We start from the raw sequence: 14,625 nt of genomic DNA, 5'->3' as shown, positions 1-14,625 counted from the left end.
TCCCTAATCAATTTTTATTGTTATAGCTTTGGAATCGCTTTATCTGTTTCCACTGCGCTAAGTTTCAGCGTGGTGCTTGAGTTTCACCTTGATCGACAAACAACACGGCAATGCCAGCGCAAATCATCAACACGCCACCTAGAACTAAGGCATAAATCGGTTTACCCTCAAATAAGCTGTTGAGGATCAACCCCAATACACTGGCGGCTAGCAACTGTGGGATCACAATAAAGAAGTTGAAAATACCCATGTAAACACCCATTTTTTTGGTTGGCAACGCGCCCGATAACATGGCGTATGGCACCGACAAAATTGAGGCCCAGGCAATGCCGACGCCAATCATGGGGAGCCATAATAGACTTGGATCTTGAATAAAATAGAAACTAATTAGGCCAACGCCACCGCAGCTCATGTTGAAGGTGTGGGTGAGACGAATACCGATGCGTTTAGCAAGCTGTGGAATAAACAGTGCGGCAACGGCAGAGAAACCACTGTAGGAGGCAAATAGCACCCCAACCCAATCTGCCCCTTCGTTATAGGCTTTAGAGAGGACATCAGTGCTGCCATAGTGATAGGAAGTCACTGCGGCGGTGCTGTAAATCCACATGGCAAAGAGGGCAAACCATGAGAAAAATTGCACGACTGCCAATTGCTTCATCGCCCTTGGCATATGAAACATATCGTCTACCACGCTAAAGACTAATCCGCGGGACTTAGGTGTTTGTAAGTGGTCGAGGCTTGCAGTAGGGCGTAAACGCATTGCACAGTAAAGTTGCAATGGGCCAAAGGCTAAAATGCCTAAGCTTAAGATATAAAGCTGTTTGTCTAAGTCCTGCGACCAAATCGCTAAGGTGAAAAGGGCACCTAAACCCATCCAAATATAGCCACCTAACTGGTACTGTCGTTGACTGCGGCTGCGACCCGTTGCAGTTTTGACTGGATTGGATTCGTCAAAATGGAACGAGGCAAGCTCCTCAGGCGAATACTCTTTGGTTGAAAATACGGTCCAAGCAACGGCTAAAAACAGCACTGCACCGCCAAAATAGAAGGCATATTTAACGGAATCGGCTATTTCACCTTCAGCGGCCGTATTGGCCACACCAAAATAGTTACTCAAAATATAGGGCAGAGCCGAGGCGATTACGGCGCCAATCCCGATAAAAAAGCTCTGCATCGCATAGCCTTGGGTGCGCTGACGTTTAGGTAAATTGTCACCCACGAAGGCACGGAAGGGTTCCATGGCGATGTTTATCGATGCATCCATGATCCATAACATCCCCGCCGCAATCCACAGGGTTGGCGAGTGTGGCATGATAAACAGTGCCAAGGTGGTAAACACTGCGCCTATTAAAAAGTAGGGGCGACGGCGACCGAGTCGCCCCCAAGTGTTATCACTTAAATAACCAATAATGGGCTGTACAATCAGCCCCGTTAACGGCGCGGCAATCCAGAGAATAGGAATGTCATCAATTGAGGCGCCGAGGGTTTGGAAAATGCGGCTGACGTTGGCATTTTGCAGGGCAAAACCAAATTGGATCCCAAGGAAACCAAAGCACATATTAAAAATCTGCCAGAAACTGAGCTCTGGTTGTTGTCTCGCAAGGGGGGATTGATGTGCTGTAGACGTTGAGGCTGGGGTGCTTGTTGCAGCTAGGCTGCTTGCGTGAGTATCTGAGAGCTGTTCCGCAGACATGGAGCTTCCTTCTTTAGCAGCTTAAGCCGCCTTGAGTCATTTATCGTTATAATTGGCGAGTCAGTACTGTGCTGACCTTAGGCTCAGTGTTATTCGCTAATTTCGGATGCGGTCAACATCCTGCTTTATATCCACAACTTTATATTAGCTAACGTGAAATATTCAAAAGCAAAAAGCCTCGGGCGAGAAAACCGTGAAAAAATGGCGAATATCCTTCAAAGAAGCATATTCGCCCATGATTGCATTCCTAAAATGCTTAGCTAAAGCTTCGCTTGGGCTAAGAAGCAGAAAAGAACCAAAGCCTGACAGCCATCCTCAGTGGAAACTACCAGAAACGACCTCACAGTTTTCAACCCCACAAGCCGAGGTTGAAACTAGCGAATTTATAGTAGCCTTGGCCTTAAGTGACAGACAACCGCTTACATACGTATTCATCATGGGGTGATAACTGTGTAGGAACAGGCCGATAACCTGTATCTTGGGTATAGCGATGGAATTGAACTAACGTAAATAGGCTCAGTAACAAAAGGAGAGTGTGATGAAGCAGGTTTATAAATCGATAATGGGACTCGGGATTTTCGTGGCGTCATTAGGCTGTGCGCAGGCGATAACCCTCACTAGTACCGATATTGCAGAGGGTGAAAAGTTATCTGAACAGTTTGTTTTTAAAGGTTTTGGTTGTGATGGTGGTAATCTCTCGCCGCAACTCGCTTGGAAGGATGCACCAGCAGGAACCAAAGCCTATGCAATTACCGCCTATGACCCCGATGCCCCTACAGGGAGCGGCTGGTGGCACTGGGCGGTTTATAATCTCGGTGGCGATCAACAATCATTAGCCCAAGGTGCAGGTTCAAAACCCAATGGTTTACCTAAGGGGGCCATTGCGCTCAAAAACGATTTTGGTACGACTGACTTTGGCGGCGCGTGCCCACCAGAGGGACATGGGCTGCACAGATATGAGTTTACCGTATGGGCGTTGCCCAGCGAGCTAGAGTTACCAAAGGATGCATCCCCCGCGTTATTAGGATTTATGTTAAGGGCCAACGCACTCGCTAGCGCCAAGCTCACCGCTGTTTACCATCGTTAATCGACGGGGCTGATGCAGGTTACGTGCGTAAGCTTATCGGATAAGGTTCGTTATCCTCTAAATCCTGCCATCAGCCCGTTATTTGCTATAACACTTAGAATTATCCCGCGAGCGATGTGACGTTATTAGACTGATTGCTTTGTATTTGCCGGCATTGTATTGAACCTAACAGGTTAGCAACACAAATCCGTATCCACTGCGCGATGCCAAGATGATCCCATCAAAAGTGATTTATGGGGAATTGTGGGGTAAGCGTAAAGTGTCAAATGAACTTCAGGCCAGAGTGACAGCATAATGCGTAAAAGCGCTTTTTTAGGGCGGCATCCCTTAGTCAAAGTCAAATGGACACAACATGCCGTAGCCGAACTTTCTTTAATTTGATATCAATTACTTTAATAATTTTATAACATTATCAAATATATAAATAAATTCCTAATTAGGTGCGACATGAAAGTTGAAAATATGAACGGCGTTGAATTGTTAACTGCGATGATTGAGGGGCATTTGCCCGCGCCCTCAATATCAGAAACAATGCCAATGCAGCTGATTGAGGTTGCTGTTGGCTACGTTAAATTCAGTGCCAAAGCGGATGCACGCCATTTAAATCCAATGGGGGGAGTGCATGGTGGCTTTGCCGCAACTGTTTTAGATTCCGTCTTAGGTTGTGCCGTGCATTCGGCACTTGAAGCCGGAGTTGGATACGGTACCGTCGATTTGAACATTAAAATGGTGCGGCCAATCCCGCAAAATACCGATCTGTTTGCGGAAGGGCGCTTGATCAATCTATCGCGTAACCTCGGGATCGCTGAGGGGTCGCTAAAAGACGCTGCCGGTAAACTCTATGCCCATGGAACAACCACCTGCAGCATTATTCGTCCTTAATGACATGGCTTAGCTTTTAAGCATATTTAGCGTATGGGTTTTGAGGTTGCTTTTGCTTTAATTGCATGTAGAACCCTGTGGCAATGTCCAATTACTTGAGAGAAACACCCTTAGCCTATGCCTGATTTTGATTCCTCGTTTTCACCGTCGCCGCACGAGACCTCCTCATTAACGCAAGCGGCGAAAGCCTCTGAGCCACTTATGCACGATGATATAAGGCAGCTTAACCAACAGCTTGCTACGCAGTTTGGCTTCGATGGCTTTCGAGAAGGGCAATTTGAGGTCGTGACACAGTTACTAGCGGGGCAGTCGAGTCTTGCGATATTTCCAACGGGTTCGGGCAAATCCCTGTGTTATCAATTTACGGCGTTGCAGCTTCCCCATTTAACCTTAGTGGTTTCACCATTATTGGCACTGATTAAGGATCAATTAGCTTTTTTACACTCCAAAGGAATTAATGCAGCGAGTATCGATTCGACGCTCTCGCACGAGGACGCGCAGCAGGTGATGCGTGATGCACGCTCGGGTAAATTAAAGCTGTTGATGGTGTCGGTGGAGCGATTTAAGAATGAGCGTTTCAGGCAATTTATCGAGTCCATCCCCATCTCAATGCTGGTGGTCGATGAGGCGCACTGTATTTCGGAGTGGGGGCATAATTTTCGACCCGACTACCTCAAACTCCCTATCTACCGCGAGCAGCTAAATATCCCGCTAGTGTTACTGCTAACGGCGACCGCGACCCGCAAAGTCAAGCTGGATATGGCAAAACGATTCGCGATTGAGCCGCAGCATATAGTGCAGACGGGGTTTTACCGCGCAAATCTTGATTTAAATGTGCTGAGCGTGCCAAGCCATGACAAAATCGCCCAGCTTAAGCAGCAAATTAGTGGCTTAAATGGGGCGGGGATTGTTTATGTCACCTTGCAGAATACGGCGGAGGAGGTTGCACAGGCGCTCATCGATGCGGGTATTCATGCCAGTGCCTACCATGCAGGATTTGATGATACCAAGCGGCAACACATTCAGCAGGCGTTTATGGAGGATAAGGTGCGTGTGGTGGTGGCGACCATCGCCTTTGGCATGGGAATCGATAAGCGCAATATACGCTTTGTGATCCACTATGACTTACCTAAGTCGATTGAAAACTATTGTCAGGAAATTGGCAGAGCAGGGCGCGATGGTGAGCTTTCCCATTGCATCACATTGGCAAACCTCGACGGCATTAACACAGTCGAAAACTTTGTCTACGGCGATACACCAGAGCTAAGTAGCATTAATCAGGTGCTTACACATATTCGTGAGGCTCAAATTCAATCACCACATGCGCCAGCGCCACGCTGGGAAGTGCAATTACTGCGGTTGTCGGATTTGAGCAATATTCGCCAGCTCCCCCTTAAAACGTTACTGGTTCAACTCGAAATGCAGGGCGCGATAAAACCGCTTTACGCCTATTCCGCCGATGTGCGTTACCGCTTTATTGCGGACAAAACCGCCATTTTGGCCATGTTTAACCCCGAGCGGCAGCAGTTTTTAACCCAAATATTTCAACATACCGACATGAAACGGGTTTGGGGGAATGTCGATTTTAATGGTCTTTATGATGCCCAAGGGATTGAGCGGGCTAGAGTCCTTGTAGCACTAGAATACTTGGCCGATAAGCAACTTATCGAGCTTGAGGCTAAGGGCATGACTGAGGTGTTTGAGGTCAATCCATCGGCGATTGACAACCCAGAACTTGGCGAACTGCTCCACGACTACTTTAGCAAAAAGGCCGGGCTTGAAATCGCAAGAATCGCTCAGCTTGTTAGGTTCTTCGAGCTTAGCTCTTGCCTTAACTACAATCTTGCCTGCTACTTTGATGATGGCGCTGCGCCATCACAATGCGGCCATTGCAGTGTTTGCCGTGGGCATATCGCGACCTTAACCAATTCATCGCCAATGGCATGGCCGAGTGATGACGTCCTTAAAGCGGATTTAATGGCACTCTCAAAACAGGCCAATGCGAAGGGGATAATGGATATTAGCCTTGAAACCCAATGCCGTTTCCTTGCGGGGATGACTCTGCCCATCTTAAGCAAAATTCAGGCGCGAAAACTTGCGGGTTTTGGTCGCTGCGAATCTCAAAGATATAGCCAGATCAAACACAAAGTCACATCGATTATGGGCGAGGGATAAGGGGACAACTTTGGTTTTAGACTCTAGGACATAATCCCCAGGGCCTAAAACCTAATACCTAGCGCTAGAACTAAGAGCTAGCACTAAAACCTGCACCTAAAACATAATGCGATTACTTAGCGTAAAAGAAAGTTGAGTCAACTTTCCAGGTTCTAAAACGCAGTTCAGTCCCTTCAGGCAGATAAAAAACTTTAGGTAAGCGACTGTCGTACTTGATTTTCATTTCAGCTGGAATACTTACAAAGGCTTCTTGCTGTTTGTTGTCGATACAGGCCTTCATGGTGCTAGGGCCCTCGCTTACCGCCAATAATTGGTAATAACTGTAGCCCCAGCCCTTAACCGTTTCTTCAGTTAACTCACCTTTTAGAAAATGCAGATTGCAGTCGACCATCTTGGTCTGGCCTATCTGTATTTCGAGCATATAGTTATCTTCATTTTCGAGTTTCGGCAGGGTCAGAATATGTTGCACCATGCCCGTTTCTGGCGCAGGGAACATCTTAGTCGCTTCCTGCTGCACATAATTTTTGGGGGTAAAACTGCTGATGCTAACCATAGGTGCGTTTAATCCCGTTGGGTGAGGTGGACTGACCGACAGTGCGCTGGGCGAGACCAGTGTTAAGGCTAACGGCAGGACAGCGGTGCAAATAACATGACTTAATCTCATTATATTCTCCTTTAAGAATCACCCCATCTTAGTGTTGAAGCTACGGGGTATCATCGGAAACAGATCCAAAGATAATCACTATAAACGGTCTAAAAGCCAAAAAGGGTTAACTAATTTAAAAAATCAGTAAATTTAACGTCATTCTAGAGGTTAGTAAGGGGAATAAGCTAGTCAATGAATGTTTTTTGAAACCTTGGTATGAGGAAAAAATAAGATGATGATTTATTAAAAATTAACTTTTTAACGTTAAGATAAGGATAAGAGGAATTTTGGTACACCCGAGTGGACTCGAACCACCGACCCCTACCATGTCAAGGTAGTGCTCTAACCAACTGAGCTACGGGTGTAACGTTTGCTTTTTGATAGGTAATCACTGTTTAGACTCTGTGAAAAGAGTGGTACACCCGAGTGGACTCGAACCACCGACCCCTACCATGTCAAGGTAGTGCTCTAACCAACTGAGCTACGGGTGCATCGTTTTGTTCTTGGTACTTATTGAGAGCAGTACGTCTTAGAACGAGCGCTATATTAGGGGGATAGTCATGGCCAAGCAAGTAAAAATTGCAAAATTAACGTCAAATGGTGATTTGCTGTGCAACTTGCCGAGTGTTTCAGCAAAGTTGCTGATAAAAATTGATTTTATGGTAATTCGTTACGCTGTTTTGTTGTATAAAAACACCCCAAGGCGAGCGTGTTACTGCTCGCCTTGGCATTTGAGTTCAAATTAGTGATGGATTTGGCCTGTCATATCATGGGACTGAATAGGGTGTTTCTGGATGTAACGCAGGCGAATAAAAAACAGCAGTGCCGCGCAGGTTAGACCCGCGACCAGACCCGTCCAGAATCCGTGTGCGCCCATTGCTGGGACTATGATATCCGTATAAGCCAAGGTATAACCGAGCGTCATGCCCACCGCCCAGTAAGAAAACAACGTGATATAAAAGGCACTACGGGTATCTTTATATCCCCTAAGTGCACCTGCGGCGACCACTTGCACAGAATCTGACAATTGGTAAATCGCTGCAATCAACATCAGGCTACCTGCAAGGGTGACAACTTCGGGGTTGGCGTTATATACCTCTGCAATTTGGTATCTAAACAGCACTGTAATAATGGCGGTGCAAAATGCTATCGAAAGCCCAAGGATTAAGCCCACCTTAGTGACAATAGCCGCAGTGTCGGCGCGTTCTCGACCAAGGTAATAGCCAATGCGAATCGAGACGGCAATACCAATCGACAGTGGCAACATAAATACAATCGATGAAAAGTTAAGGGCAATTTGGTGGCTTGCGACCACAGTGGCCCCTAATGGTGATAGCATCAGGGCGATAATCGCAAATAGGCTGATCTCAAAAAACAGCGCCATTGCAATAGGAAGGCCAAGCTTAGCCATTTTCAACATGGTCTTAAGATCGGGTAAATGGAATGCTTTAAAGGGGGCAAGTTCGGCAAACCTTTTGTGGAACTGCATATAAATCGCCATGGCGATAAACATGGCCCAAAACACTAATGCTGTAGCAACACCGCAACCAGCGCCGCCCAGGGCAGGCACGCCAAAATGACCGTAGATGAAGATATAGTTAGCGGGAATGTTAACCGCTAAACCAACAAAGCCGATGATCATCGTCGGCATAGTATATGAAATGCCTTCACTACAACCGCGTAGGACTTGATATAGCACAAATGCAGGCGCGCCCCACATAAGACCGTCGATATAACCTAAGGTTAGGTTGTACAATTGGGGCTCGAGATCCATTTGGTTAAGTATCAGCGATGCTGAACTTAAAAAGGCAATCATGCCAGCCGACCCAATTAAAGCTAAATAGGCTGCTTGAAAGGCGAGTGGTTGAATTGCCTTTTGATTGTTAGCGCCATTATGGTGGGAAAAGAGTGGTGTAAAGGCCATTAGTAGTCCTTGAACAAACAAAAACGGTGGCCACCATAGGCTAGTGCCTACAGCCACGGCAGCCATATCGACCGCACTCACGCGACCTGCCATCACAGTGTCGATAAAGCCCATCATGGTTTGGGTGAGTTGGGCGATAAACACCGGCAGTGCGAGTTGCATTAAGCGTTTGGCCTGAAAGCCTACTTGATTCATAAAAACAGCCTTGTAACGATAGAGCGAGCAAATAATGTTTACTGGTATAGTTCAAGCCACCTGCGAAGTGGTAGCAATACATAAGAAAGATGGCTTCAATACCCTTGAGGTATCTTTAAATCCTGATTTGCGTGAGGGACTTGCCATTGGCGCAAGTGTGGCAAATAACGGAGTCTGCCTAACTGTGACTCAGGTCGTGGATGATAGGGTATTTTTCGATGTTGTGGAAGAGACCTTAAGGCTCACAAATCTCAAGGATTTAGTCGTTGGACAACGGGTGAATATCGAGCGTTCGTTAACCTTTGGCAGTGAGATTGGCGGTCATATCTTGTCGGGCCATATCCATACCAAAGCCAAAATCGTAAACATCAGTAACACAGAGCAGCATTACGATATACAACTTACCCTTGATCCTAAATGGATGAATTATGTGTTTTATAAGGGATTTGTTGGTGTAAATGGATGTAGCCTGACTGTTGGCGAAGTAACTGACAACAGCTTTATGTTGCACCTTATCCCTGAAACGCTGAAACTGACCAACCTGAGTCAATGCCAAGTGGGCGATGAGCTTAATATCGAAATCGATAGTCAAACTCAGGTGATTGTTGAGACCGTTGAGCGTGTATTAGCAAGACGCTTCGCTGGCCAAGTGTAATAGGCACATGGCACAAGCCTTTGATAAAAGGCTAATGTAAGTGAACCTCACCAGCACTTAATAGACTTGCTCGTCATCGGCATCGATATAGAGTTCGATGGTACGTCTAGCGTCATCGACATGTAATCGTAGGTGAATAGGATTACAGCAGACGCGGCAGTCGTCGTAATATTCTTGGTCACCGCTGCTGGCATCGATACTGATATGTTGATGGTGCCCGCAGTGGGGGCAGGAAATCACTTTGTTCATGATTTTCATGGCGCAACTCCTTCTCTCGCGTGAACGGTAGAATCTTGTTTGTTGCTCAGGCTTAGCGGGATAACTAGGCCTTTATAGGAGTATACAAGAATTAAATTTGCGGACTTAGATAAAGTCGGAATCAAAACACGCCAGACTAGATGGAATAAATTGCGAGCAGCCATTAACTATTCTCCTAGTCAAAGTACCCGCATGCCCTGTTACCTGATATTTATCGCAAGTCGTACTGCTAGAAAAAGGTAAGGTCTATTCCTGTTTCAGTTAGTATTCGTAATTAATGTGATGTTTACAGACATAAATCCGCTTATCAGCCCAATTTACTTGCACCCGTTAAAGCCTATCCCGTAGAATGGCTGACCTGCTACGCAAGGCGGCTAAGACTCCTGTACTGTCTTAACCTCGCGAGCATTTTAAAATTACTTAATCACCATGTGGCCCTACGTGTGGGTCACCACTGGACAAGGATATTTCATGCCTGTTATTACACTTCCCGATGGTAGCAAACGCGAGTTTGCCAATCCTGTATCGACCCTCGATGTAGCTGCGGACATTGGTCCAGGTCTTGCTAAAGCCTGTATCGCTGGTCGCGTGAATGGCGAACTAAAAGACGCCTGCGATCTCATCGAAGCAGATGCACAGCTGTCAATCATTACCGCTAAAGACGAAGAAGGTATTGAAATTCTTCGCCACTCTTGCGCGCATTTATTAGGCCATGCAATCAAGCAATTATGGCCACAAACCAAGATGGCGATCGGTCCTGTTATCGACAACGGCTTCTATTACGACATCGACCTTGAGCACAAGCTGACTCAAGAAGATATCGAAGCCCTCGAAAAACGTATGCTTGAATTGGCAAAAACCAATTACGACGTAGTGAAACGCGTTGTGAGCTGGCAAGAAGCCCGTGATACCTTTGCCGCGCGCGGTGAAGAATACAAGATGGCGATTCTGGATGAGAACATCAGCAAGGACTCAACCCCTGCGCTGTATCACCATGAAGAATACACCGACATGTGCCGTGGCCCGCACGTGCCTAACATGCGTTTCTGCCACCATTTCAAATTAATGAGCATTGCCGGCGCTTACTGGCGTGGCAACTCAGAAAACAAGATGCTGCAACGCATCTACGGTACCGCTTGGGCGGATAAAAAAGCCCTGAGCACGCATTTAGCGCGTCTTGAAGAAGCCGCTAAACGTGACCACCGTAAGATTGGTAAGCAACTTGACCTGTACCATATGCAGGAAGAAGCGCCAGGCATGGTGTTCTGGCACAACGATGGTTGGAGCGTTTACTTAGAATTAGAACGTTTCATCCGCCGCAAGTTAAACCAATACACTTACCAGGAAGTGAAAGGTCCATTAATGATGGACCGCGTGCTGTGGGAACGTTCGGGTCACTGGGACAAATACTCAGAGGCGATGTTCACTACCAACAGCGAAAACCGTGAATACGCGGTTAAGCCAATGAACTGCCCAGGTCACGTGCAGATATTCAACCAAGGTTTGAAATCTTACCGCGATCTGCCACTGCGTATGGCGGAATTTGGTTGCTGTCACCGTAACGAGCCATCGGGTTCACTGCACGGTTTAATGCGCGTACGTGGCTTTACTCAAGACGACGCACACATTTTCTGTACCGATGATCAAGTACAATCGGAAGTGAGCGCGTGTATTCGTATGGTTTACGACACATACTCAACCTTCGGTTTCGAGAACATTGTCGTAAAACTATCTACTCGCCCAGAAAAACGTATCGGTGACGATGCGATGTGGGACAGAGCAGAAGAAGCGTTAAAAGAAGCACTGCGTGCCAACAACATCGAATTCACCATTTTACCGGGTGAAGGTGCGTTCTACGGTCCTAAAATTGAATTCACCCTGCACGATTGTTTAGACCGTGCATGGCAATGTGGTACTGTGCAGTTAGACTACGCGCTGCCGAGCCGTTTAGGTGCAACTTATGTCGCCGAAGATAACAGCCGTCAAACGCCGGTGATGATCCACCGTGCGATTTTAGGCTCGTTAGAGCGTTTTATCGGTATTCTAATTGAGGAATACGCGGGTCGTTTCCCAACATGGTTAGCGCCAATGCAAGTTGTGGTGATGAATATCACCGACAAACAGGCTGATTATGTTGAAGAAGTCGTCAAATTCTTCAAAGAACAGGGCATTCGTGCCTCTTATGACTTGAGGAATGAGAAAATAGGCTTTAAAATACGCGAGCACACCTTAAGGCGTGTTCCTTATTTATTGGTCGTTGGCGATCAGGAAATGGAAAATAAGGAAGTTGCGGTGCGTACACGTGATGGCGTTGACTTAGGTAAGATGCGAATCGAAGATTTCGCCGCTAAGATCCATCAACAAATTTCGCTCCGTAGTCTCAAATTGTTGGAGGAATAGGTCATAAAGATCAAGAAAACAGCAGGGCGTCAGCTGGCCCCTAATAGAATCAATGAAGAAATTACAGGTGTACCGGAAGTACGCTTAACTGGCATTGATGGTGAAGCTATTGGTGTGGTAAGCATCAGAGACGCTCAGAATTTGGCAGATGAAGCGGGTGTTGACCTTGTAGAAATTAGCCCAAACGCTGAACCTCCTGTATGTCGCATTATGGACTACGGTAAGTTCCTATTTGATAAAGCTAAGGCTCAAAAGGAACAAAAGAAGAAGCAAAAACAGGTTCAGGTTAAGGAAATTAAATTCCGTCCTGGAACTGACGAAAACGACTATCAGGTAAAACTACGCAACCTGATACGTTTTCTGGAAGACGGGGACAAAGCGAAAATCACGCTGCGTTTCCGAGGTCGCGAAATGGCTCACCAAAACTTAGGTATGGATCTTCTGAACCGTATCAAAACAGATTTGGATGAGTACGCAATTGTTGAATCCTTCCCGAAAATGGAAGGCCGACAAGCCATTATGGTGCTAGCGCCTAAAAAGAAATAAGTAGGGCAACCTATAAAAGTAGCGAAGGCTATTAGGCATTCGCTCGCCTTGCTTTTTATTTAACATCCCAATGCGGAGTTTTAGTAATGCCTAAAATGAAAACCGACAGAGGTGTAGCGAAACGTTTTAAGAAAACCGCCAATGGTTTCAAACGTAAGCAAGCCCATTTACGTCACATTCTGACCAAAAAGAGCACTAAGCGTAAGCGTCACTTACGTAACAAGTGTTTAGTTGCTAAAGTTGACGTTCCAGCAATCGCGCGTCAATTACCATACGCTTAATTTAGGAGATTAGAAAATGCCAAGAGTTAAGCGTGGTGTAACCGCACGTGCTCGTCACAAGAAAGTTTTAAAATTAGCTAAAGGTTATTATGGCGCTCGTAGCCGTACTTACCGCGTTGCTGTTCAAGCAGTAACTAAAGCTGGTCAATATGCTTACCGTGACCGTCGTCAGAAAAAACGTCAATTCCGTCAACTGTGGATTGCACGTATTAATGCTGCAGCTCGTCAAAATGGTCTGTCTTACAGCCGTTTCATCAACGGTCTGAAAAAGGCGTCTATCGAAATCGATCGTAAGATTTTGGCTGACATCGCTGTGTTCGACAAAGTTGTATTCGCAACTTTAGTTGAAAAAGCAAAAGCGGCTTTAAACTAAGAAATTAGTTTGTGGCACTTAAGAAGGGACCATCTGGTCCCTTTTTTTGTAGCTGTTTTTGGGGATATCGTATGTTTTAGCTAGGCTGAATACACAGTTAAATAAGAGATTTAACTTTATGTGCAGCTTGAGTCATAACGACTACAACTTTGACTTAACTTATTCAGTTTGAAGCGTGATTAGGGTTTTGCTAGCTAAATAAAGTTAGATATGTGCAGATAAAAAAATAGCAGGATAGAGTGTTAACCTTGCCTGCTATTTGATTGGAGTTCTCGTTAAGCGCGAATGACCGAGAAAATAACTAGATATCGTTATTTTTTAGCGTCTAAGTAACGCTCAGCATCCAATGCTGCCATACAACCGGTACCTGCAGAAGTAATGGCTTGACGGTAATGTTGGTCCATCACATCGCCAGCAGCGAACACGCCTTCGATGCTAGTTTGAGTAGCGTTACCTTGCAGGCCGCTTTGGACTTTCAGGTAGCCGTGGTTCATTTCTAACTGACCTTCGAAGATGCCGGTATTGGGGCTGTGACCAATTGCCACGAACACACCTGCAACGGCTAGATCAGATACTGAACCATCTTTGGTGCTCTTAAGCTTAATACCAGTTACACCCATAGCATCACCAACCACTTCGTCCATGGTTTGGTCTAAGTGCAGGATGATGTTGCCGTTAGCGACTTTATCCATCAGACGATCGATTAAGATTTTTTCCGAACGGAAAGTATCACGACGGTGAACTAAGTGCACTTCCGCGGCGATATTACTTAAGTAAAGTGCTTCTTCAACGGCAGTGTTACCACCACCAATTACTGCTACTTTTTGGTTACGGTAGAAGAAACCATCACAGGTCGCACAGGCTGATACGCCGCGGCCCTTAAACGCTTCTTCAGATTCTAACCCTAGGTAACGGGCAGAAGCACCCGTTGCGATGATCAGTGCATCACAAGTGTACTCGCCGTTATCGCCTTTTAAGCGGAACGGACGTTCAGTAAGTGTCACTTCATTGATGTGGTCGAATAGAATTTCAGTATCAAATTTTTCGGCATGCTTTTGCATACGTTCCATTAATGCAGGACCGGTTAGGTCATCAGCATCGCCTGGCCAGTTTTCAACTTCAGTCGTCGTGGTTAATTGACCACCTTGCTGCATACCAGTAATCATTATAGGTTTTAAGTTTGCACGCGCTGCGTATACTGCTGCAGTGTAACCTGCAGGGCCTGAACCTAAAATCAATAGGTTACTGTGTCTCACTTGGCTCATTTTATTCTCCGTGCCTTTAGCAAATTGCATGGATTGTAGGGAATTTAACACTAGGGGTAAAGCATTGAAGCGTGATTCTTTTAGATTAGTCTAATCGAGTGGAACGGCAGGATGACAGCCAAGATTATTCTGCAGATGGAGAGGGGAAAGTTCAGTGAATTTTATAAAAGCGGAATAAAAAATCGGCCCCATTGATAGGGGCCGATGAATGCTTAACCATTACTAGCTAATGCATGTATTTACTT

General features: G+C 46.0%; 13 protein-coding genes and 2 tRNA genes. 8 read left to right on the top strand and 7 right to left on the bottom strand.

Annotation, left to right across the window (positions count from 1 at the left end):
* Window positions 1-64: 64 nt before the first annotated feature.
* Complete coding sequence (locus tag K0H61_RS09665; RefSeq protein ID WP_220048936.1) at window positions 65-1,693, bottom strand: MFS transporter; 1,629 nt, start codon at window positions 1,691-1,693, stop codon at window positions 65-67.
* Window positions 1,694-2,231: 538 nt separating this feature from the next.
* Between K0H61_RS09665 and K0H61_RS09660 the strand changes: the two genes are divergently transcribed.
* The 3 genes from K0H61_RS09660 to K0H61_RS09650 all read left to right on the top strand — a co-directional run bounded on the left by K0H61_RS09660 (window position 2,232) and on the right by K0H61_RS09650 (window position 5,837).
* Entirely contained in the window at window positions 2,232-2,780 is a 549-nt protein-coding gene (locus K0H61_RS09660) for a YbhB/YbcL family Raf kinase inhibitor-like protein (protein WP_220048934.1), read from the top strand.
* A gap of 447 nt (window positions 2,781-3,227) precedes the next feature.
* Window positions 3,228-3,662, top strand: a complete 435-nt coding sequence (locus K0H61_RS09655) for a PaaI family thioesterase (RefSeq protein WP_220048933.1) — start codon at window positions 3,228-3,230, stop codon at window positions 3,660-3,662.
* A 201-nt stretch (window positions 3,663-3,863) separates the two neighbouring features.
* Entirely contained in the window at window positions 3,864-5,837 is a 1,974-nt protein-coding gene (locus tag K0H61_RS09650; RefSeq protein WP_220048931.1) for a RecQ family ATP-dependent DNA helicase, read from the top strand.
* A gap of 112 nt (window positions 5,838-5,949) precedes the next feature.
* Here K0H61_RS09650 and eco read toward each other — a convergent pair whose 3' ends face one another.
* From eco to K0H61_RS09630, 4 genes are all read right to left on the bottom strand, one after another.
* Window positions 5,950-6,501 (bottom strand): serine protease inhibitor ecotin, encoded by a 552-nt coding sequence (gene eco / locus K0H61_RS09645; RefSeq protein ID WP_220048929.1) that lies wholly within the window; start codon window positions 6,499-6,501, stop codon window positions 5,950-5,952.
* A 270-nt stretch (window positions 6,502-6,771) separates the two neighbouring features.
* Window positions 6,772-6,848 (bottom strand) — tRNA-Val (locus K0H61_RS09640).
* Window positions 6,849-6,897: 49 nt separating this feature from the next.
* Window positions 6,898-6,974: transfer RNA gene (locus tag K0H61_RS09635), tRNA-Val, on the bottom strand.
* Between the two features lie 251 nt (window positions 6,975-7,225).
* The gene (locus K0H61_RS09630) at window positions 7,226-8,602 is read right to left on the bottom strand and encodes an MATE family efflux transporter (protein ID WP_220048928.1); all 1,377 of its coding nucleotides are present in this window, start codon (window positions 8,600-8,602) and stop codon (window positions 7,226-7,228) included.
* Window positions 8,603-8,636: 34 nt separating this feature from the next.
* Between K0H61_RS09630 and K0H61_RS09625 the strand changes: the two genes are divergently transcribed.
* Window positions 8,637-9,257, top strand: coding sequence for a riboflavin synthase subunit alpha (locus K0H61_RS09625; RefSeq protein ID WP_220048926.1), 621 nt, complete (start codon window positions 8,637-8,639; stop codon window positions 9,255-9,257).
* A 57-nt stretch (window positions 9,258-9,314) separates the two neighbouring features.
* Here K0H61_RS09625 and K0H61_RS09620 read toward each other — a convergent pair whose 3' ends face one another.
* A complete protein-coding gene (locus K0H61_RS09620; RefSeq protein WP_220048924.1) occupies window positions 9,315-9,515 on the bottom strand; it encodes a CPXCG motif-containing cysteine-rich protein in 201 nt (66 codons plus the stop codon).
* Window positions 9,516-9,986: 471 nt separating this feature from the next.
* On the opposite strand from K0H61_RS09620, the gene thrS reads away from it, so the two are divergent.
* From thrS to rplT, 4 genes are all read left to right on the top strand, one after another.
* A complete protein-coding gene (thrS, locus tag K0H61_RS09615) occupies window positions 9,987-11,915 on the top strand; it encodes a threonine--tRNA ligase (RefSeq protein WP_220048923.1) in 1,929 nt (642 codons plus the stop codon).
* 3 nt (window positions 11,916-11,918) lie between these two features.
* Window positions 11,919-12,461: a translation initiation factor IF-3 gene (infC, locus tag K0H61_RS09610; RefSeq protein WP_084294816.1), complete on the top strand. Its 543-nt coding sequence runs from the start codon at window positions 11,919-11,921 to the stop codon at window positions 12,459-12,461.
* 86 nt (window positions 12,462-12,547) lie between these two features.
* On the top strand, window positions 12,548-12,742 hold the full coding sequence (gene rpmI / locus K0H61_RS09605; RefSeq protein WP_011072303.1) for a 50S ribosomal protein L35: 195 nt from the start codon (window positions 12,548-12,550) through the stop codon (window positions 12,740-12,742).
* Between the two features lie 16 nt (window positions 12,743-12,758).
* On the top strand, window positions 12,759-13,115 hold the full coding sequence (gene rplT, locus K0H61_RS09600; protein ID WP_182676207.1) for a 50S ribosomal protein L20: 357 nt from the start codon (window positions 12,759-12,761) through the stop codon (window positions 13,113-13,115).
* A 311-nt stretch (window positions 13,116-13,426) separates the two neighbouring features.
* Here the strand turns inward: rplT and trxB are convergent, their stop codons facing one another.
* The gene (gene trxB / locus K0H61_RS09595; RefSeq protein ID WP_220048921.1) at window positions 13,427-14,380 is read right to left on the bottom strand and encodes a thioredoxin-disulfide reductase; all 954 of its coding nucleotides are present in this window, start codon (window positions 14,378-14,380) and stop codon (window positions 13,427-13,429) included.
* Window positions 14,381-14,625 lie beyond the last annotated feature (245 nt).

The sequence above is a fragment of the Shewanella acanthi genome (genome assembly GCF_019457475.1).
GTDB lineage: Bacteria > Pseudomonadota > Gammaproteobacteria > Enterobacterales > Shewanellaceae > Shewanella > Shewanella acanthi.
This window is presented reverse-complemented; position numbering and strand designations above follow the sequence as displayed.